General features: G+C 67.6%; 18 protein-coding genes and 1 pseudogene. 5 read left to right on the top strand and 14 right to left on the bottom strand.

What is annotated here, in order from left to right; genetic code table 11:
- Positions 1 to 3: 3 nt before the first annotated feature.
- From E1H18_RS16195 to E1H18_RS16225, 7 genes are all read right to left on the bottom strand, one after another.
- A complete protein-coding gene (locus E1H18_RS16195; protein ID WP_172270241.1) occupies positions 4 to 1,038 on the bottom strand; it encodes a chemotaxis response regulator protein-glutamate methylesterase in 1,035 nt (344 codons plus the stop codon).
- The gene (locus tag E1H18_RS16200) at positions 1,038 to 1,919 is read right to left on the bottom strand and encodes a protein-glutamate O-methyltransferase CheR (protein ID WP_172270243.1); all 882 of its coding nucleotides are present in this window, start codon (positions 1,917 to 1,919) and stop codon (positions 1,038 to 1,040) included. Before E1H18_RS16200 ends, E1H18_RS16195 begins: the two co-directional genes overlap by 1 nt.
- Complete coding sequence (locus E1H18_RS16205) at positions 1,919 to 2,386, bottom strand: chemotaxis protein CheW (protein ID WP_172270245.1); 468 nt, start codon at positions 2,384 to 2,386, stop codon at positions 1,919 to 1,921. Before E1H18_RS16205 ends, E1H18_RS16200 begins: the two co-directional genes overlap by 1 nt.
- Before the next feature lie 3 nt (positions 2,387 to 2,389).
- On the bottom strand, positions 2,390 to 4,648 hold the full coding sequence (locus E1H18_RS16210; RefSeq protein WP_172270247.1) for a chemotaxis protein CheA: 2,259 nt from the start codon (positions 4,646 to 4,648) through the stop codon (positions 2,390 to 2,392).
- A gap of 93 nt (positions 4,649 to 4,741) precedes the next feature.
- Positions 4,742 to 5,107, bottom strand: a complete 366-nt coding sequence (locus E1H18_RS16215; RefSeq protein ID WP_172270249.1) for a response regulator — start codon at positions 5,105 to 5,107, stop codon at positions 4,742 to 4,744.
- The gene (locus tag E1H18_RS16220; RefSeq protein ID WP_172270428.1) at positions 5,104 to 5,391 is read right to left on the bottom strand and encodes an STAS domain-containing protein; all 288 of its coding nucleotides are present in this window, start codon (positions 5,389 to 5,391) and stop codon (positions 5,104 to 5,106) included. The genes E1H18_RS16215 and E1H18_RS16220 overlap by 4 nt, the downstream gene beginning before the upstream one ends.
- On the bottom strand, positions 5,388 to 7,409 hold the full coding sequence (locus tag E1H18_RS16225) for a methyl-accepting chemotaxis protein (protein ID WP_172270251.1): 2,022 nt from the start codon (positions 7,407 to 7,409) through the stop codon (positions 5,388 to 5,390). Before E1H18_RS16225 ends, E1H18_RS16220 begins: the two co-directional genes overlap by 4 nt.
- Positions 7,410 to 7,706: 297 nt before the next feature.
- On the opposite strand from E1H18_RS16225, the gene E1H18_RS16230 reads away from it, so the two are divergent.
- A complete protein-coding gene (locus tag E1H18_RS16230; RefSeq protein WP_172270253.1) occupies positions 7,707 to 8,018 on the top strand; it encodes a hypothetical protein in 312 nt (103 codons plus the stop codon).
- 115 nt (positions 8,019 to 8,133) lie between these two features.
- Here the strand turns inward: E1H18_RS16230 and E1H18_RS16235 are convergent, their stop codons facing one another.
- The 5 genes and pseudogenes from E1H18_RS16235 to E1H18_RS16255 form a co-directional block, all read right to left on the bottom strand.
- On the bottom strand, positions 8,134 to 9,744 hold the full coding sequence (locus tag E1H18_RS16235; protein WP_172270255.1) for a globin-coupled sensor protein: 1,611 nt from the start codon (positions 9,742 to 9,744) through the stop codon (positions 8,134 to 8,136).
- Positions 9,745 to 9,972: 228 nt separating this feature from the next.
- Positions 9,973 to 11,121, bottom strand: coding sequence for an acyl-CoA dehydrogenase family protein (locus E1H18_RS16240; RefSeq protein WP_172270257.1), 1,149 nt, complete (start codon positions 11,119 to 11,121; stop codon positions 9,973 to 9,975).
- 70 nt (positions 11,122 to 11,191) lie between these two features.
- Positions 11,192 to 12,723, bottom strand: a pseudogene (locus E1H18_RS16245) (amino acid permease).
- Positions 12,714 to 13,715, bottom strand: a complete 1,002-nt coding sequence (locus tag E1H18_RS16250; protein WP_172270261.1) for a putative sulfate exporter family transporter — start codon at positions 13,713 to 13,715, stop codon at positions 12,714 to 12,716. Before E1H18_RS16250 ends, E1H18_RS16245 begins: the two are co-directional and overlap by 10 nt.
- Positions 13,712 to 13,969, bottom strand: coding sequence for a DUF6356 family protein (locus E1H18_RS16255; protein WP_172270430.1), 258 nt, complete (start codon positions 13,967 to 13,969; stop codon positions 13,712 to 13,714). The genes E1H18_RS16250 and E1H18_RS16255 overlap by 4 nt, the downstream gene beginning before the upstream one ends.
- A 112-nt stretch (positions 13,970 to 14,081) precedes the next feature.
- On the opposite strand from E1H18_RS16255, the gene E1H18_RS16260 reads away from it, so the two are divergent.
- Both E1H18_RS16260 and E1H18_RS16265 read left to right on the top strand, forming a co-directional pair.
- Positions 14,082 to 14,558 (top strand): Lrp/AsnC family transcriptional regulator, encoded by a 477-nt coding sequence (locus tag E1H18_RS16260; protein ID WP_172270263.1) that lies wholly within the window; start codon positions 14,082 to 14,084, stop codon positions 14,556 to 14,558.
- Positions 14,559 to 14,605: 47 nt separating this feature from the next.
- Positions 14,606 to 15,691 (top strand): histidinol-phosphate transaminase, encoded by a 1,086-nt coding sequence (locus E1H18_RS16265; protein WP_172270265.1) that lies wholly within the window; start codon positions 14,606 to 14,608, stop codon positions 15,689 to 15,691.
- Positions 15,692 to 16,473: 782 nt separating this feature from the next.
- On the opposite strand, the gene E1H18_RS16270 is transcribed toward E1H18_RS16265, so the two are convergent.
- The gene (locus E1H18_RS16270; protein ID WP_172270267.1) at positions 16,474 to 17,106 is read right to left on the bottom strand and encodes a TetR/AcrR family transcriptional regulator; all 633 of its coding nucleotides are present in this window, start codon (positions 17,104 to 17,106) and stop codon (positions 16,474 to 16,476) included.
- A 274-nt stretch (positions 17,107 to 17,380) separates the two neighbouring features.
- Between E1H18_RS16270 and E1H18_RS16275 the strand changes: the two genes are divergently transcribed.
- The gene (locus tag E1H18_RS16275; protein WP_172270269.1) at positions 17,381 to 18,223 is read left to right on the top strand and encodes a UDP-2,3-diacylglucosamine diphosphatase; all 843 of its coding nucleotides are present in this window, start codon (positions 17,381 to 17,383) and stop codon (positions 18,221 to 18,223) included.
- A complete protein-coding gene (locus E1H18_RS16280) occupies positions 18,223 to 19,314 on the top strand; it encodes a glycosyltransferase family 1 protein (RefSeq protein ID WP_172270271.1) in 1,092 nt (363 codons plus the stop codon). The genes E1H18_RS16275 and E1H18_RS16280 overlap by 1 nt, the downstream gene beginning before the upstream one ends.
- 41 nt (positions 19,315 to 19,355) lie before the next feature.
- Here E1H18_RS16280 and E1H18_RS16285 read toward each other — a convergent pair whose 3' ends face one another.
- Positions 19,356 to 20,045 carry a type 1 glutamine amidotransferase domain-containing protein gene (locus tag E1H18_RS16285; protein WP_172270273.1) on the bottom strand — a complete coding sequence of 230 codons (690 nt, stop codon included), beginning with the start codon at positions 20,043 to 20,045 and terminating at the stop codon, positions 19,356 to 19,358.
- Positions 20,046 to 20,061 lie beyond the last annotated feature (16 nt).

The raw sequence follows: 20,061 nt of genomic DNA on the forward strand, positions 1-20,061 counted from the left end.
GGTTCAGCGCCTCGCCGAGGCCAAATCGAGGATGGATTGGCCCATGTGGGACAGGGAAACCTGCTTCTCCACAGCGCCGAGTTCGAAAGCTGCGCGCGGCATGCCGTAGACGACGCACGAGGCTTCGTCCTGACCCAGCGTCTTGGCGCCGGCCTTGCGCATCGCCAGGAGGCCCTGGGCGCCGTCGCGACCCATGCCGGTCAGGATCGCCCCGACCGCCTTGTCGCCGACGGCCTGGGCCACCGAGTTGAACAGCACGTCCACCGACGGGCGGTGGCCGCTGACGGGGTCGCCCTGGACCAGGCGGCAACGCAGGCCGGCCGAGCGAACGACCTCCAGGTGCGTGGCGCCGCCAGGGGCGACATAGACCTTGCCAGGCTCCAGCAGGGCGCCGTCGACGGCCTCCTGCACCTTGGCCCCGCTGGCGCGATCCAGGCGCGCGGCGAAGCTGGCGGTGAAGGTGGCGGGCATGTGCTGGGTGATGACGGTCGGCGGGCAGGTCTCGGGGAACAGCGTCAGGATCGACAGCAGGGCTTCCACCCCGCCCGTCGACGAGCCGATGGCCACAACGTCGCCCGAGGGCATGAAGTCCTTGCGGCGCGGCGCGGCGGCCGGCGGCGCGGCGCCGGCGTTGGTGCGGACCGAGGCGCGGGCGGCGATCTTCACCTTGGTGACGATGTCGGCCAGGGCTTCCTGGGTGCCGGTGGCGTCGGCAGGCTTGCCCACGCAGTCGACCGCGCCCAGCTCCAGCGCCCGCAGCGTCATCTCGGCGCCGGCCTGGGTCAGGGTCGAGACCATGACCACCGGCATCGGCCGCAGGCGCATGATCTTCTCGAGGAACTCGATGCCGTTCATGTTCGGCATCTCGATGTCGAGCGTGACGACGTCGGGGTTCAGCGTCTTGATCATGCCGCGAGCCTCGAACGGGTCGCCGGCGCCGCCGACCACCTCGATCTCGGGATCACGATTGAGGGCCGCCGTGATCAGACTCCGCATCGTGGCGGAGTCGTCGACGACGAGAACGCGAATCTTGGGCATCAGCGACCGGCCTTCCTGTAGGCGGTCAGACCGCAGCTCTCGAACGCAGTGACCGAAGCGCCGACGCGCTCGGAGTGGCCGACATACAGGCGGCCGCCAGGCGCCAGGAGCGGCGCGAAGCGGCTCCAGACGCGTTCCTGGGTGGGTTCATCGAAATAGATCACGACATTCCGGCAGAAGATGGCGTCGAACGGCCCCTTCATGGGCCAGGACGGACCGTTGAGATTGAGTTCACGGAACGCGACCAGGCTGCGCGCAGCCTCGCAGACGCGCCAGTTGCGGCGATCGCCAGGGTCGCGCTCGAAGTACTGACCACGCACATTGGCGGGGATGCCTTCCAGCAGGCTCTCGTCGTACGAGGCGGCCCGGCCGGTCGCCAGCACGTTGGTGTCGATGTCCGTGCCCAGGATGCGGATGTCCAGCTCGGCCGCATTGGGCCATACCGACAGCACCGTGAAGGCCATCGAATAGGGCTCCTGGCCCGACGAGCTGGCCGCGGACCACAGGCGCAGGCGGCGGCCGGCGCGCACCTGGTCGGCGATCGGCTCCAGCACGTTGGCGCGCAGGTCGTCGAAGTGGTGCGGCTCGCGGAAGAAGCGCGTGACGTTGGTGGTCAGCGCCCGCAGCATTTCCTGGCTTTCGTCGTGCCCCTGGTCGCTGGCCACGAAGGCGCAGTACTCGGTGAACGAGCGCAGGCCCAGATTGCGCAGGCGCTTGGCCAGGCGGGAATAGACCAGCGTCGCCTTGCTGTCGGGCAGGCTGATGCCGGCCAGGTCGTACAGCAGCGCGGCGATGCGCTTGAAGTCCTGGGTCGTGAACGCGAACTCGCCATCGACGATGGCTTCGCGGCGGTCCGAAACGGAAGCGGAAGAGGTCGACATTAAGCGGCCACAGCCTCCCGTTCGGGCAAAATACGGTCCAACGAGATCTCGCTGATCATGCGGCCTTCGATCGAGACGATGCCGCGCACGAAGTTACGGACGGTGTCGCAGGCCATGTCCGGGGTCGGCTGCACCATGTCGTCATTGATCGACAGGATGTCCGACACCGCGTCGACCAGCAGGCCGACAGTGCGATCGCCGGCGGCGACCACGATGAAGACGCTGCGGACGGTCGGTTCGATCACCGGCATGCCCAGGCGGCAGGCCAGATCCATGATCGGCAGCACCGCGCCGCGCAGGTTGATGACACCGCGCATGAAGCCGGGGGTCTGCGGCAGCACGGTCGCCGGGCTCCAGCCGCGGATCTCGCGGACGGCCATGATGTCGACGCAGTACTCCTGCTCGCCCACGCGGAAGGAGATCAGTTCGCGGCGATCAGCGCCGGTGGCGGTGGCAAGGTCGGTCATGACTTACTCCGCGGCGATGAGGCTGGGTTCGGTGGGACGCGGCGCCCCGCCTTCACGGCGGCGCATCGCGATGGTGGCGTCGACATCGAGGATCAGCGCGACGCGGCCGTCGCCCAGGATCGTCGCAGCGGCGACGCCCTCGACCTGCTGGTAGTTCTGCTCCAGCGACTTGATGACCACCTGGCGCTGGCCGTGGATGGCGTCGGCCACAAGGGCGGCGCGCGAGCCGTCCTCGCCCTCGACCAGCAGCACGACGCCGTCGGTCGGGTGCGGGCTCTGGTCGCGGTAGCCCAGGGTCAGGCCGACGTCGATCAGCGGCACGAAGCTGTCGCGGACGGCCAGCACCGAGCCCACCGGGCCCAGCGGACGAACCTCTTCCGGCTTCGGACGCAGGCTCTCGACGATGGCGGCCAACGGCACGACCAGGGTCTCGCCGGCGACATCGACCACCATGCCGTCCAGGACGGCCAGGGTCAGCGGCAGGCTGAGCGTGAAGGTCGAGCCCAGGCCCGGACGCGAGGCGATCGAGATGCGGCCGCCCAGGGCCTGCACCGAGCGCTTGACCACGTCCATGCCGACGCCGCGACCCGACACGTCCGAGATCTTGTCGGCGGTCGAGAAGCCGGGAAGGAAGATCAGGTTGTCGATCTCTTCGTCGGTCAGCTGGGTGTCGGCGGCGATCAGGCCCTTCTTCACGGCGATCGAGAAGACCCGCTCGCGGTTGATGCCCTTGCCGTCGTCGGAGACCTCGATGACGATCCGGCCGCTGCGGTGCAGGGCGGCCAGGCGCACGACGCCTTCCGGATTCTTGCCGGCCGCCTTGCGCTCCTCGGGGCTTTCCAGCCCGTGGTCGATGGCGTTGCGCAGCATGTGGGTGATCGGGTCGGACAGACGCTCGATGACCGTCTTGTCGACCTCGGTGTTCTCGCCGTCCATGACCAGGCGAGCCTGCTTGTGGGTCATGTTGGCGACTTCGCGAACCAGGCGCGGCATGCGCTGGAACACCGACTTCACCGGCTGGGCGCGGATGGCCATGACGCTGTCCTGGATCTCGCGCGTCAGCTGTTCCAGCTCGTCGAGGCCCATGGCCAGGTTGGACGACGGGGCGATGCCATATTCGCCGACGCGCTGCGCCAGCATGGCCTGGTTGATGACCAGCTCGCCGACCAGATCGATCAGGCGGTCGATGCGTTCAGGATCGACACGGATGACCGATTGGCCCGGACCGGGCACTTCGACCGGAGTGGCCTTCTGGGCAGGGGCGGCCGGAGCGGCGGGAGCCGCAGCGACCGGCGCCGGAGCCGGTGCGACGGGCGCAGCTTCGACGACCGGCGGCGGAGCAACCGCCTCGACCACGGCCGGCGCCGGAGCGCCCAGCTCCACGACGATCGGCGCATCGGCGACCGTCAGCAGCGAGGCCATGGGGTCGGCGACGGGGCCGGCGCCACGGGTGATTTCCAGTTCGCAGTCGCCATCGACGAACTCGAAGACTTCGCGGATCGCGGCCTCGTCCTGGTCGGTGTCGACCGTGACGGTCCAGGTGACGTAGGCGGCTTCCGGGTCCAGGTCTTCCAGGGCCGGCAGGGCGCTGTCGTCCAGCGTCGCCTTGATCGGACCCAGCCGGTTCAGTTCGCGCAGCAGCAGGGCTGTCTCATTGGCCTTGCGGTAGAGATCCGACTTCGGACGGATCGACACCGTCCAGGTGTTGGAGCTCTCCAGCTCGGCGTCAGCGGCCTGCGCCTCGACCGTGATGGTCTGCGGCACGAAGATGAAGCCGAGATCGTCATCGTCCATCGCGTCGTCGGCAGCCACCACGGCGGGCGCCGGGGCGAAGTCTTCGACGACCGGAGCGGCGGCGACAGGCGCCGGCGCCGAGGATGGGTCGGTGCAGTGGGCCAGCTCGACGGCCATGGCGGCCGAGGCGGCCATGTCGACATCGCCCAGGCCGCGAGCGGCGCTGACGTGGTCGGCCAGGATGTCGGACGCCCGCAGGAGAACGGCGGCCAGATCGGTCGTGTTCGGCACCGAACCGCCGCGAACGGCGTCCAGCAGGGTCTCGAACACGTGGGCGAAGCGCACCAGCGGCTCGAGGCCGAAGGCGCCGGCGCCGCCCTTGATCGAGTGGACGGCGCGGAACACGGCGTTGACCGTCTCGAGGTCGCCGGCCCCTTCCTGCATGGCCAGGAGACCGCCTTCGAGGTCGGCGAGGAGTTCCTCGCATTCCTGGAAGAAGGTGACCTTGATGGCCTCTAGCTCGTCCATTTCCCGTACGTCCTAATTCGCGTCTAGCAACGGGTGCTCAAACAAAGCGGCACTGAGTTCTTTGACCTGGATCAGTTCCAGGCCGGGTATCCGTCAGGCGGCGACGCGGCGGATGGCGTCGACCAGCTTTTCCGGATTGAACGGCTTGACGATCCAGCCCGTCGCGCCGGCTTCGCGAGCCCGCTGCTTCTTGGCCGGGTCGCTTTCCGTGGTCAGGACCAGGATCGGGATGGCGCGATAGTCGTCGTCGACCCGCACCGCCTCGATGAAGCCGAAGCCGTCCAGCTTGGGCATGTTGATGTCGGTGATGATGATGTCCGGGCGATGGGCGGAGAGAACCTCCAGGCCATGCTCGCCGTCGACAGCCTCGACGACGTTGAAGCCGGCGCCGACCAGGGCCATGCGCAGCATGTCCCTCATCGTGCGAGAGTCATCGACCGTGAGAATCGTACGCGTCACGATTCAGCTCCTTGGAATTCCGCCGAGAGGAGCACCCCTGCGGCGCCGAAAAGACGGGTGGTTTCGACAAAGGCCTCGGAAGGCCCCTTGATGGAAAAGTCTTGGCCGTCGCGGCTCCAGGCCTTGCGGGCCGCGAGCAGCACCTGCAGGCACAGACCGCCCAGGCGACGAACTTCGTCGGCCTGGATCTCGATCGGCGCGCCGCGGTGGGCGATCAAAGCGGCCTTCAGAGGCGCGGCGGCCTTGAGGTCCAGATTTTCGGGCAGCGCGATGGCGGCCATCAGAACTCCTCCCAGCTATCCGACGCAGGGGCCTGGGCGACAGCCGCCGAACCGCTGCTCCGGCCCGGGCGGGCGAAGGCGTTCAGGCGAGCCTGCTGTTCGGCCACCGGATTGCGCGCCGGGGCATGATGCGTCGTGTCGGCCACCGCCGGACGGGCGTAGGCGCTCGAGGAACCGCCGACCTGGAACCGGGCCATCAGGCGAACCAGCTCAGCGGTTTCGCCCTTCAGCGAGTGCGTCGCAGCGGTCGATTGCTCGACCATGGCGGCGTTCTGCTGGGTGACCTGATCCATCTGGTTCACGGCCGTGTTGACTTCGTTCAGACCGGTCGCCTGCTCGGCGGCCGAGGCCGCGATCTCGGTGACCAGGGCGTCGATCTCGCCGACCTTCGCCACGATCCGCTGCAGCGCCTCGCCCGTCTGGCCGACCAGGCTGACGCCTTGGCTGACCTGCTGGGTCGAGCTGGAGATCAGGGTCTTGATCTCCTTGGCCGCTTCGGCCGAACGCTGGGCCAGGGCCCGGACTTCCTGAGCGACCACCGCGAAGCCGCGGCCCGCCTCGCCCGCTCGCGCGGCTTCGACGCCGGCGTTCAGGGCCAGGAGGTTGGTCTGGAAGGCGATCTCGTCGATCACGCCGATGATCTGGCTGATCTGGCCCGAGCTCTTCTCGATCTCGCCCATCGCGGACACTGCCTGATGGACGACCTGACCGGAATGCGTCGCTTCGCCACGCGTCGTCGAGACCACGTCCGAAGCCTGGCGGGCGCCCGAGGCCGTGCGGCGCACGGTGGCGGTCAGCTCGTCCAGGGCCGCGGCGGTCTCTTCCAGGCTGGCGGCCTGTTGCTCGGTGCGGCGCGACAGGTCGTCCGAGGCGTGGGCGATCTCGTCAGCGCCGGTGCGCAGGCCGTCGGTCGAGGCGGCGATGACCTTCATCGTCTCCTGCAGCGAGCCCATGGCGCCGTTGAAGTCGTTCTTCAGCTTGGCGTAGTCGCCGGGGAAGTCGGCGGTGACGCGGAAGGTCAGGTCGCCCTGGGCCAGACGCTCCAGGCCTTCGGCGAGGCTGCTGACCACCAGGGCGCTTTCCTTGGCCGTGGCGGCCGAGGCGGCCTCCTTGGCGCGGCGTTCGTCGGCCGTGAGGGCGGCCGTCTTTTCCTGCTCGGCGCGCAGCTGGTCGAGATGCAGCTGGTTGTCTCGGAAGACCTTCAGAGCCGAGACGATGGCGCCCAGCTCGTCGCCGCGCGTCAGGCGCTCCAGGTCGATGCTGTTGTCGCCCTTCGAAAGCTTGTCGGTGGCGCCGGCGATGTCGTTGATCGACTTGCGGGTCGTCATGACGGTGAACCAGGCCAGACCGCCGACGGCGGCCAGGGTGATCAGCGACAGGATGATCGTGACGCTCATCGCGGCGGCGGCTTCGGCCTGACGCTTGGCGGCTTCGTCTTCGATGCGCTTGTTGGCGGTGGCGACGACCTGGTCCAGCAGGCCAGTCATCTTCGCGTACTGTTCCTCGAACGGCGCGATGAAGCCGACGGCCATGTTGAAGTCGACGCCGATCATGCCGCTGACCGTGTCGATGGCGCTGCGGCACTCTTCCAGCGACTTGATCAGGTCGTTGATCTTGGGTTGCTCGGCGGCGGGGAGCTTGGCCTTGAGCGCGGCCAGGTCCTTCTTCACCGCATCGGTCTCGGTCAGGATCGCCGCCATGCGGGCGTCGTTCTTGTCCACGTCGATGTTGCCGGCCTTGTGGGTCATCACGGTGTAGAGCTCACCGTTGATGTTCGAGATGCGCTTGGAGACCTTCTGGATCTCCATGTTCTGGCGCATGTCGGCTTCCACGACCTGCTTGAGCGCGGCCGATTGATTGTTCTGCACGACGATTGAGCCAGCCGCCATCATGGCCAGCATCAGCAGTGCGAACGCCGGCGCGAAGCCGATCTTTATGATCAACGGCAAATCGACGAGACGAATCCGTTTCATCGCGAGGTCCCCTCCAACCAGCGCTCCGTGCACACGGCTCGCCAACATGAAGCGGGATAATCCCGATAGATTCCTAACAACCTCTGACTTGGTTAAAGGGAATTCGAGATAAGTCGTCGGGGCGCCGCGAAGGCAGTCGTTTGGCCGCAGCGCGCCTCGCCTGGAGTCTATAAAGAGCGCCGCCTCGCGAAGTCCGAAAATTAATGAATTAGTATGGTTATTTGAAAGTAAATACCGAATATTCTTCGCTGACTCAGGATATCTTAACTGGCTTCGCCGAGATTGCCCATGCGTCCGATTGGCGCGTCGTCCACCGGACGGGACAACTTTACTGGGAGCAGCGGGATGAAATATCCGATCGCTATTGCCGCGGGAATCGCTGGCAGCTTGTTCGTCGCTCAGGCCGCTTCGGCCGCCGGCGGTTTTGAAGACCAAATGGGCCGTTGCCTGCAGCAGTTCGCGAATACTCGCGACGCCGCGCAAGTGATGCTCGAGTGCAACGCCGACGCCGGCAAGCTGTCGGGCTGCAAGGTCGTCGACAACAGCGCCGCGGGCAAGGGCTTCGACAAGGCGGCCATGTGCATCGCCGAGAAGCTGCCGATGGGCGCCAAGACCGGCACCGTGAAGGTCCCGTTCCGCTTCCCGGGCGGCGCGTAAGCTTCTCCTCCTTTCAGGGGGAACATAACGCCCTCGCCGACTCGGTCGGCGGGGGCGTTCTGCTGTCTGGAGGACGGCGAGCATGGTCATGGTTCTTCGCTAGACCTGACTATCCCTAGAACTCTTCCCACTCGTCCTTGGCCACGGCGAGATTGCCGCGCGAGATCGGGGCCGAGACGCCAGGGCGGCTAGCCGGACGAACGGCCTGCTGGGCCGGCGCGCGCGCGGGTTCAGGTCGGGCGACCGGCGTGCGAACAGGCGTTGCGCGGCTGGTGGTGGTGACCCGGAAGGTCGACACCTGCTTGATCAACTCCGACGCCTGGCCCTTGAGCGAGTGCGTCGCGGCGGTCGTCTCTTCGACCATGGCGGCGTTCTGCTGGGTGACCTGATCCATCTGGTTTACGGCCGTATTGACCTGGTTCAGACCGGTGGCCTGCTCCTGGGCCGAGGACGAGATCTGGGCAATCAGCTCATCGATCTCGGCGACCTTGCCGACGATGCCGCGCAAAGCTTCGCCGGTCTGACCCACAAGACCCACGCCGCGATCGACCTGGGCGGTCGAGTTGGCGATCAGCGTCTTGATTTCCTTGGCCGCGTCGGCCGAGCGCTGGGCGAGAGCCCGGACTTCCTGGGCGACAACCGCGAAACCACGACCCGCCTCCCCAGCCCGCGCCGCCTCGACGCCGGCGTTCAGCGCCAGCAGGTTGGTCTGGAAGGCGATCTCGTCGATCACCCCGATGATGTTGCCGATCGAGCGCGAACTGGTTTCGATCTCGCCCATGGCCGCGACGGCCTGGTCGACGACGACCCCAGACTTCTCGGCCTCGGCCTTGGCCCCGGCGACGACATCCTGGGCCTGCTTGGCCCCGGCGGCCGAACGGCGGACGGTAGAGGTGATCTCGTCCAGGGCCGCGGCGGTCTCTTCCAGGCTGGCGGCCTGCTGCTCGGTGCGGCGCGACAGGTCGTCGGCGGCGACGCCGATCTCGTCCGTGCCCGAGCGGATGCCGTCGGTGGCCTCGGCCACGCGGCTCATCGCCTGCTCCAGAATGCCGACGGCGTTGTTGAAATCGTCCTTCAGCTTCTGGAATTCCGGCGTCACGTCGCTGCTCATACGGCCGACCAAGTCACCCTGGGCCAGGCGGTCCAGCGCGTCGCCCAGCGCCTGGACGACGGCCATCTGCGCCTGCTCGTTGGCCAGGCGGGTGGCTTCCAGGCGCTGGCGCTCGGCTTCGATGGTCTCCAGATAGATCGAGATGGCGAAGTCCATGTCCAGCATGACCGCCTTCATCAGCGCGCTCAGGCTGTCGCCGGCCTTGGCCGGATCGCCCTTGGCCATGAAGCCCTTGGGCCAGACTTCGTCGATGGCGGCCCGGATCAGGTGTTCGGTGACGATGGCGTAGCCGCCGATGTACCAGCGCGGCTCCAGGCCGATGCGGGCGTGGGTCTGGCCGATGGTGCGCACGGCCTGGACATAGCTCTGGTCGAACTCGGCGCTGGAGATCAGGTCCCAGTGCGACTGCTGCCGGCCCGAGGCGGACTGCATGTGGCTGTCGCTGCCGAAGAACTTGCGGGTCTCGGGGGTGGCCCGGACCTTGGCGTAGAAAGCGTCCAGCGCGGGGCCGATATTCTTGCGGATGACGGGCTGCAGGTCGCGCAAGGTGCCGCGCGCCTTGTCGTCCAAACCCATGAACGCCACTCGTTCGCTGATCGCGTGATCCTGGCTCATAGCCGCCCCCGTTGATGTCGGACGCAAGGCTCGAGGATCGTGCTTAATGCGGACTTGAAATATTCACCCGGACGACGCGGCGGTTCGACGCAACACTTTCGGCGTGCATTGGCGCAACCGACGAACGCGGTTGCGCTGAAAACCTTTGCACAACAACGGCTGGCGCAAGCCCGGCTGTGTCGGGGGCCCGTCACGACCACAGCTCGGCCGTGACGAACCGTCGCACCCCTAGCCCCCGCGTTTGAGGGTCTCGCGAGCGATGACCAATTGCTGGATCTGGCTGGTGCCCTCGTAGATCCGGAAGATCCGGACGTCGCGGTACAGGCGCTCGATTCCATAGTCGGCGACATAGCCGGCACCGCCGAACACCTGCACAGCCCGGTCCGCGACCCGGCCGACCATCTCCGAGGCGAACAGTTTCGAGGCCGCTGCCTCCAGCACGATACTCGCCCCGCCGTCGCGCTTGCGGGCGGTGTCCATGACCAGGGCCTTGGCCGCCAGGGCCTCGGTCTTGCTGTCGGCGATCATCGCTTGGATCAGCTGGAAGCTGGCGATCGGCTGGCCGAACTGTTTGCGCTCGCTGGCATAGGCCACGCAGTCGGCGATCAGCCGCTCGGCCACGCCCACGCAGACCGCGGCGATGTGCAGGCGGCCGCGGTCCAGCACCTGCATGGCGACCTTGAAGCCCTCGCCCTCCTCGCCCAGGCGGTTCTCGACCGGGACCCGGACATTGTCGAAGGTGACGTCGTGGATGTGGGCGCCCTGCTGGCCCATCTTCTTGTCGGGCTTGCTGACCGACAGCCCCGGCAGGTCGCGCGGCACCAGGAAGGCCGAGACCCCGCCGCCACCCTTCACGTCCGGATTGGTGCGAGCCATGACCGTGAAGAGCGAGGCCTTGCCGGCGTTGGTGATGAAGCGCTTGCCGCCGTTCAGGACATAGGCGTCGCCATCCAGGGTCGCCCGGGTCTGCACCGCGGCGCTATCGGAGCCGGCCTCGGGCTCGGTCAGGGCGAAGGAGGTGATCACCTCGCCCGAGGCGATGCCGGGCAGCCACTTGGCCTTCTGCTCGTCGGAACCGAACATCACCAGGCCCTGACTGCCGATGCCGACATTGGTGCCGAACACCGAGCGGAAGGCCGGCGAGGCGCGGCCCAGCTCGATGGCCACCAGCGCCTCTTCCTCCATGTTGAGGCCCAGGCCGCCGAAGTCTTCGGGGATGGAGAGGCCGAAGAGCCCCAGGCCCTTCATCTCCTCGATCACCTCGGCGGGGACGGCGTCGTCCTCGGCGACCTTGGCTTCGATCGGGCGCAGCCGCTCGGCCACGAAGCGCGCCACCGTCTCGAGCAATTGCTCGCGGGTTTCCAGATCGAGGGCCATGCGCTTCTCCCGTTATCAAACACTTGTTTTGACGCGGACTGTAGCGATGGCCCTCAAGAATGGAAGAGCCCTACTGAGCGGCCTTCTCGGCCTGGGCTAGCACGCTCTTGCGCTTGCCATAGGCGAAGTAGATCACCGCCCCGATGATGTGGGCGTACAGGAAGTAGAGCTGGGTCTTGGCCGGCAGGCTGGAGAACAGATAGAGGCACCCCAGCACCCCGGCCGGAGCCACCACCTGCCACAGCGGGGTCGAGAACACCCGCGGGCGGTTGGGCTCACGCCGGCGCAGCACGATCACCGAGACGCCGACGGCGATGAAGGCCGCCAGCGTGCCGGCGTTGGCCAGCTCGGCGATGTCCTTCAGCGACAGGAAGCCCGAGATCACCGCCGACAGGGCGCCGGTCAGCAGGGTCATCAGCACCGGCGTGCCGGTCTTGGCGTTGACCTTCGACAGGGCGCGCGGCAGCAGGCCGTCGCGGGCCATGACGAAGAAGATCCGGCTCTGGCCGTACATGAAGGCCAGGATCACGGTCGGCAGGGCGATGACGGCGGCCAGGGCCACGAAGCCGGCGACCTTGCCCTGGTTCAGAGTCTCCAGGATGAAGACCAGCGGTGCCTCGCTCTTGGAGAAGACCTCGGCGCGCGAGGCCCCGATCGCGACGGCGGCGACGATCATGTAGATCGCCGTGCAGGCGGCCATCGAGCCGACGATGCCGATGGTCAGGTCGCGCTTGGGGTTCTTGGTCTCCTCGGCGGCCGTCGACACTGCGTCGAAGCCGTAGAAGGCGAAGAAGATCAAGCTGGCGGCGGCCATCACCCCGATCTTGGCGGCGTCGGCCGGGGCCCCGGCGGGCACATGGGCCTGGAAGCCATTGGGCATGAACGGGGTGAAGTGGCTGGCGTTGAAGACCGGCAGGCACAGGGCCACGAACACCACGAGGGCGACGATCTTCACGAAAACGAGGACCATGTTGACCGTGGCGCTCTCGCGGGTGCCCAGGGCCAGCAGACCCGCCACCGCCATCGAGATGATCACGGCCGGCAGGTTGACGAGACCGCGCCCGCCGCCGGCCAGTTCGACGTGCGGTCCGGCCAGCAGATAGTCCGGAAAGCCCGCCGCCGCGAACAGGCCCGTGGCGTGGGCCGACCAGCCGACGGCTACGGCCGCGCAGACCAGGGTGTATTCCAGGATCAGGCTCCAGCCGACCGCCCAGGCGATCGGCTCGCCCATGGCCGCATAGCTGTAGGTGTAGGCGCTGCCCGCCGCCGGCATCATGGTCGACAGCTCGGCGTAGCACAGCGCGGCGCAGGCGCAGACCGCTCCGGCGATCAGGAACGACAGGATGACGCCCGGCCCGGCCAGGCCCGCCCCGACGCCGGTCAGGGTGTAGATGCCGGTGCCGACGATGGCCCCGACCCCGAGGGCGACCAGATGGTACCAGCTCAAGGTCTTCTTCAGTTGATGGGCGCCGTCGTGCCCGGCGGTGATGGTGTCGATCGCCTTGCGGCGCGTCCAGAAGCTCAAGTCTTAGTCCCTCCGACTCTCGAGCGGGACCATGAAGGCGCTTTTCGCCCCCGCCAATCCCTTCTGGTTAGAAGAATATTCTCGCCAGGGCATAAGCCAGGACCGCGACGGCGACTGTGACCGTTCCCAACATCATCGCCAGGCGCGGCTTGACCTGCATCAGGGCCTGCGGCCCCAGCTTGGCCGAGATGGCGCCGACGCCGGCCAGCAGCAGGAAGCTGGAGCAGACGGCCAGGATCTCGACCAGGCCCGGCGGGATCAGGTTCAGACCGCGGGCGGCGGCCAGGGCGGCGAAGCCCAGCACGAACAGCGGCGGGGCCTTCAGGCCGGAGACGACACCGCCCTCCTTGGAGCGGCTCAGCAGCAGGCCGATCAGCACCACCGCCGGGCCCAGCCAGACGATGCGGGCCAGCTTGGCCAGGGCCGCGGTGCTGGCCGTCTCGGGCGAGACCGAAGCCCCGGCGCCGGCGACCTGGGCGACATCGTGGATGGAAAGGCCGAAGAACACCCCCGCCTGATGGGCGGAAAGGCCCAGCGCTTGCGCCAGCGGCGGATAGGCCAGCATGGCCACGGTCGAGAGCAGGTTCACCCCGACGATGACCAGGGCCGTCGTGCGCTGGTTGGCGGGGCTGGCCGGCGCGGCCTGCGATGCGGCCAGGGCGGCCGACGCGCCGCAGATCGAGCAGGCGGCGGCCGCGATCAGGGCCTCAGCGAACGGCAGGCCCAGGGCCAGGCCGGCGGCCGCGCCGATCGCCAGGCCGCCCAGCACGACGACGCCGCTGGCCAGGATGGCCGGACCGCCCAGGGCGGCGAACTCGGCCCAGCTGATCTGGGCGCCCATCATGGCCACGCCCAGCCGCAGGCCCGGCTTGGCGAAGATGTCGAGGCCGGCGGAAAGCTGCGCCTGAAGGTTCAGCGCGCCCAGCATCATGCCCAGCACCACCGCGATCAGCGGAGCGGGGGCGTGCAGGCTCTGCGACAGGAGCTTGGCCAGGATCGCCAGCAGCAGGCCGGTAATCAGACCCGGCCCCAGCTTGCCGGCTTCCAGACGAAGCGCGGCGGCAGTCATCCTCGGACGGTTTCGCCAGAAATCGAGGACTGGGCGAAGTGCTTGTCGGCGCGCGCCGTGCGGTTCGACAACCGCTCGTTCAGGCGGCGGACCGTCTGGCTGCCCGTGCGCTCGAAGGCGAACGGCAGGATGCCGTGGACGATGCAGGCCAAGCCCGCGCCCAGCAGGGTGAAGCCGAAGCTCCAGGCCACGCCCATGTGCTCGCCATAGCTTTCGCCGACGGACTTCGGATGACGGGTGAATGACCCAAGCATGGCGGCCTCGCTGAATTGCCAGGCCGCATAGAATGGCGAGGTTTCGAGGAAAGGCATTACTGGATTGCCCGCCGATCCGGGCGTAGAGAGAATTCCATTCTCGCACAGGGACATGGCGGAGATGATTGATCTTGATCATATCGATCGGCGCCTGCTGGCGATTCTGCAGGAGGACTCCACGGTCGCGATCGCCGATCTGGCCGAGCGGGTGGGCCTGACCCAGACGCCCTGCTGGAAACGGGTCAAGCGCCTGCAGGACAGCGGCGTCATCACCGCCCGTGTCGCTCTGCTCAGTCGCGAGGCCCTGGACCTGGGGCTGACGGTGTTCGTGGCGGTCAAGACCGGTCGTCACGACGAGGACTGGCTGACGACCTTCGCGGCCGGGGCTCGCGCCTTGCCCGAGGTCGTCGAGTTCTACCGGATGAGCGGCGACGTCGACTATCTGCTCAAGGTCGTGGTCCGCGACATCGCCGCCTATGACCGCTTCTACAAGCGGCTGATCGCCACCGCGCCGCTCACCGACGTGTCGTCCAGCTTCGCGATGGAGCAGATCAAGTTCACGACAGCCCTGCCGATCCAGACGTCTTGAAGCTGTCACCGAGCCGCCCTCAACTGGATCGGCGCGGAGGGCGGACCATGGACACGACACGACGGGGACTTCTGATCGGCGGCGCGGCGGTCGCACCGGGACTGGCGATGGCGGCCGAAACACCCGCGCCGGCGATCCGCGCCCATCTGGGCGTCACCGAGAACCCGTTCGGTCCCTCGCCCGCCGCTCGCCAGGCCGCCGTCACGGCGATGGCCGACCTGCCCTATTACGGCTGGGAGCTGGAACCGCCGCTGGTCAAGCTGATCGCCCAGCGCGACGGCCTCCAGCCCGAACAGGTGGGCCTGTGCAACGGCTCGCTGGAAGCGCTGTCGCTGCTGTCGACCGCCTTCTCGAAGACCGGCCCAATCGTCTCGGCCCAGCCCAGCTACGCCACGCCCCTGTCCTATGCCGAGCGCCAGGGCGCGAAGCTGGAATGGGTCCCGCTCGCCGCCGACCAGCAGATCGACCTGCCGGCCCTGGCCCAGCGCGCCAAGGCGACGAAGGCGGGCGCGGTCTATGTCTGCAATCCCAACAACCCGACCGGCCTGCTGCTGGACGCCGACGCCTTGCGGGCCTTCTGCATCGAGATGGCCAGGACCTGCCCGGTGATCATCGACGAGGCCTATATCGAGATCAGCCCCGATCCGGTCCGCAACTCGATGATGGACCTGGTCGCCGCCGGCCACGACGTGATCGTCGCCCGCACCTTCTCCAAGGTCTACGGCCTGGCGTCCCTGCGCGTCGGTTTCGTCGCCGCCCGTCCCGAACGGGTCGCCACGCTGAAGAGCATGATCCCGACCCACAAGGGCCGTCCGGGCCTCGCGGCGGCCGCGGCCTGCTATGGCGATCCGACCTATCTGGCCGGCGCCAAGGCCTATCTCGAAAGCTGCCGGAAGAAGATCTACGCGATCTGCGACGCCAACGGCCTGAAGTCCCTGCCCTCGCATGGGACCTATGTCTTCGTCGACTGCGGCAAGCCCAACCTGGCTTTCCAGAAGACCCTGGCGTCGATGGGCGTCGAGGTCCGCGTGTTCGACAGCCCCCGCCACCCGACCTGGATCCGCGTCGGCACCGCCAGCCCGGCCGAGCTGGACTATTTCGCCAGCGTGCTGCCGAAGGCGCTCAAGGCCTAGACCAACGCTTTGCGTCCTTCGAGGCTCGCCTTCGGCTCGCACCTCAGGATGAGGAAGTTTGTACATCGCTCCTCATCCTGAGGCGCCCGTGCAACGGGCCTCGAAGGACGCACGGCGTCTCGGCCTCACGCGGCTTCGCCGCTGAAGTTTGCTGGGGAGGCGACGGAGCGGCCGGGCGAACCCGGAGACCGTAAGTGGTTTGTGTGTTTCGGCTCGCTTACCGCTCCGCCAGGCTGTTCTTGCCCGTGAGGAAGGGGGGCGTGGGCCTTATCGGCCCGGGACCCCAAGAGCCCCCGGACGGGCGCGGACCAACTGGATCGGCTACATCCGTCTCCAGCCCGACAGTCCACGATAGGCGGCTTTGAACGTTCGCCGCCCTGTCGCTCCGCGCTCGACGATCGCTCGGCCTTCGGACGGTCCCGGATCTATCCACGAACAGACCACCACCCGAACCGAGACGAGGTCCACGCGGCCCCGCTCAACCTATCCACCGTCGCCGCTTTGGGCCGGATCCAAGCGCCCTCCCCTTGCGACGGGGACCCCATGATTATGCGGCCGCGCTGAACGCGGATCATTCAGCGGGGTGTAAAATCGACAAGCGATTGATTTTATTGGGCTCGAGATCGAGAACGCCGAGCGTTCAGGCGCTCCAATCCCCGTACTTGCCCCCTCCGCGCCTGCGGCGCTCCTCCCCCGGAGGGGGAAGACGGATCACCGTCTGCCCCCTCCGGGGGCGGACGACCGCGCGCTGGCGCGCGGTCAGGTGGGGGCCAGCTGCAGTGCTACTCCGGCCACAAGTCCTGCACGTCGCCCTTGCGGTTCAGCATGTGCGTCGCCCGCTTGATCACCGCCAGCAGACGCTCTTTCCGGCCGTCCTTGTCGTAGGTCAGGGTCGAGCGGGCCAGGCCTTCCAGCATGAAGCGGGCGAGGTCGCGGCTGGCCTGGAAGCGCGGGCCGGCGCCGGCTTGCAGGATCTTGAAGGTGGTGTGGTCGCCGGCCTGGGCGCGGTCGAACTCGGCCTGGGCCGGAGCCAGCAGCGCCTGGATGGCCGGATCGGCGCGACCTGCGGCCTCCAGCTCGGCGAAGGCCTGGAACGGCACGCTGTGCAGCAGGTCCCAATAGCTGTCGATCGCGTGCTCGGTGACGTCGGCCCCGGCCGGGATGCTGTCGGCGGCGGCGCGGAACAGGGTCGAGCGCTCGGCCTGGATATGGGCCACGGCGGCCTCGACCAGGGCTTCGCGGGTCGGGAAGTGATAGAGCATCGCGCCCCGGGTCAGGCCGGCGGCGTCGGCGATCGCCGGGTTGGAGGCGGCATGATAGCCGACCTCGGCGATCAGGCGCATGGCCTGGTCCAGAATACGCGCGCGCGTCTTCTGCGACTTGGGGGTGTCCTTGGCGATGCGGGCGACGTCCATGGGGGTGATCTAGTGCGAGCGATATTGCACCGCAACAGCTAGCCAACCCCAAGCAGCAAAAGGGATTGCGATTGCGTCCAGTTTTTTGACGTTTCCGCCGAAACTGCGCGTTTCGTAGGCTCACGCCATGGCAGGCAACAGCTGTGGCCCAGCTAAGCCAGACCTTACGGCTTCATTAAAGCGACACGCAATCAGCTTAATCGCCAGCCGTTGGCCGCCATCGCACCGATCCGGGGACGGAGCGAACAGGCGGGTTCAAAACGGGGGTTCGACCATGAGCGCCGACGTCGCCGTCCGCCGCTACCGTTCCGTCTTCATCAGCGACCTGCATCTGGGCACGCGAGGGTGCCAGGCCGAGCTGCTGCTGGACTTCATCCGCCATATCGAGTGCGACAAGCTCTATCTGGTCGGCGACATCATCGACGGCTGGAAGCTGCGCAGCGGCTGGTACTGGCCCCAGGCCCACAACGACGTGGTCCAGAAGATCCTGCGCATGGCCCGCAAGGGCACCGAGGTGATCTACGTGCCCGGCAACCACGACGACCGCATCCGCGATTTCTGCGGCGTGCACTTCGGCGGCGTGATCGTGGCCCGCGACGTGATCCACGAGGCCGCCGACGGCAAGCGCTACCTGGTTGTCCACGGCGACGAGTTCGACGGCGTCGTCCAGCACGCCAAGTGGCTCGCCTTCCTCGGGGATTGGTCCTATAGAACCATCCTCATGCTGAACACTCTGGTGAATCGCCTTCGGCGTCGCCTGGGGTTCGGCTACTGGAGTCTCTCGGCGTATCTGAAGGTCAAGGTGAAGAACGCTTTGCATTTCATCGAGAACTTCGAAGCCGCCGTGGCCGACGAGGCCCGACGTCGCGGCGTCGACGGCGTGATCTGTGGCCACATCCACAAGGCCGAGATGCGCGACATCGACGGCATCAAATATATCAACGACGGCGACTGGGTCGAAAGCTGCACGGCGCTGGCCGAGCATGCCGACGGTCACCTCGAGATCCTGGAATGGGCCAAGCTGCGCTCGTGGTCGGTGATCGACCGCACGACCGCCCAGCCCTCGCCCGCCGGTGACGTCGCCGACGAACCGTTGCCGGAGCCGGCCGCCGCCTGATGCGAATTCTGCTTGCTACCGACGCCTGGGAACCGCAGGTCAATGGGGTGGTCCGCACCCTGAGCCGCGTGACCCAGGAACTGCGCGCCATGGGCCACATCGTCGATGTGGTCAGCCCGGACCAGTTCCCGACCTTCCCGCTGCCGACCTATCCTGAGATCAAGCTGGCCATCGGCGCCTACGAGCCGGTGCAGGAGCGCTTCAAGTCGTTCGAACCCGAGGCGATCCACATCGCCACCGAGGGCCCGATCGGCCTGGCCGCGCGCCGGATCTGCCTGGAATGGAAGCTGCCGTTCACGACCAGCTACCACACCAAGTTCCCGGAATACGTCTCGGCCCGCCTGCCGCTGCCGCTGGCGGCCGGCTACACCTACATGCGCTGGTTCCACAAGCCGTCGGGCCGCCTGATGGTGGCCACGCCGACCATGCGCGACGAGCTGGCCAAGCACGGCTTCCGCAACCTGTCGCCGTGGTCGCGAGGCGTGGACACCGACATCTTCAAGCCGCGCGAGCCGGGCGATCCCGACATCTTCGAGGGCTTGGCGCGGCCGATCTATCTCAATGTCGGCCGGGTGGCCGTCGAGAAGAACATCGAGGCCTTCGCCAGCCTTGACCTGCCCGGCACCAAGGTGGTGATCGGCGATGGTCCTCAGCGCGAAGAGCTGGCCGAGAAATATCCCGAGGTGAAGTTCCTGGGCGCCAAGTTCGGCGACGAGCTGGCCCGCTACTTCGCCGGCGCCGACGTCTTCTGCTTCCCGTCCCTGACCGACACCTTCGGCCTGGTGATCCTGGAAGCCATGGCCGCCGGCGTGCCGGTGGCGGCGTTCTCGGCCCCGGGGCCGGTGGACATCATCCCCGGCTCCAACGCCGGCGTCCTGGCCCCGGGCCAGACCGACGGTCTGAAGGAAGCCTGCCTGGCCTGCCTCGACATCGACCGCGTCGTGACCCGCAAGTTCGCCGAGAAGTTCTCGTGGCGCTCCTGCGCCGAGGAATTCTATCGCAATCTCCAGCCCTATCCGGAGCCGGAGAAGACCCGCTTCTGGCGGCGCCTGCGCCGACTGGCGCGCCTGCGCAAGAAGACGGCGGCCTAGGCCGAACGGACCGCCGACCGAAGACGGCGGTCCGCGATAGCTTATGCTTTGCGCGTCGCCAGGCGCTTCACCAGGGCGTGCGCGACCGCCTCGCTGCTGGCAGGGTTCTGGCCGGTGACTAGATCGCCGTCCTCGACGATGTACGGCGCCCAGTCGGGCCCCTTCTCATAGAGCCCGCCATTCGCCTGGAGCATGTCCTCGACCAGGAACGGCACGATGTCGGTGAGTTCGACGGCCTCTTCCTCGCCATTGGTGAAGCCGGTGACCTTGCGCCCGCTGACCAGCGGGAGGCCGCTCGCCGCCTTGGTGTGACGCAGGGCGCCCGGCGCATGGCAGACCAGGCCCAGCGGCTTGCCGGCCCGGTCGAACGCTTCGATCAGGCCGATGGAGACCGGCGATTCCGCCAGGTCCCACAGCGGACCATGGCCGCCCGGATAGAACACCGCGTCGAAGTCGGCCGGGTCGACGGTTTCCAGCGCCGCGGTCTGCGCCAGCGCCTTCAGCGCCTCGGCGTCGGCCTGGAAGCGTCGGGTCATGTCGGTCTGGAACTCGGGCAGGTCGCTCTTGGGGTCCAGCGGCGGCTGGCCGCCCCGGGGCGAGGCCAGCACCATCTGCGCGCCAGCGTCCTTGAAGACGTAGTAGGGGGCGGCCAGTTCCTCCAGCCAGAAGCCGGTCTTCTTGCCGGTGTCGCCGAGGGCGTCGTGCGAGGTGAGGACGATCAGGATGTTCATGGCTCGGATCTCTGCT

It is taken from the genome of Caulobacter sp. RHG1 (genome assembly GCF_013181195.1).
In the GTDB taxonomy this organism is placed as follows: domain Bacteria; phylum Pseudomonadota; class Alphaproteobacteria; order Caulobacterales; family Caulobacteraceae; genus Caulobacter.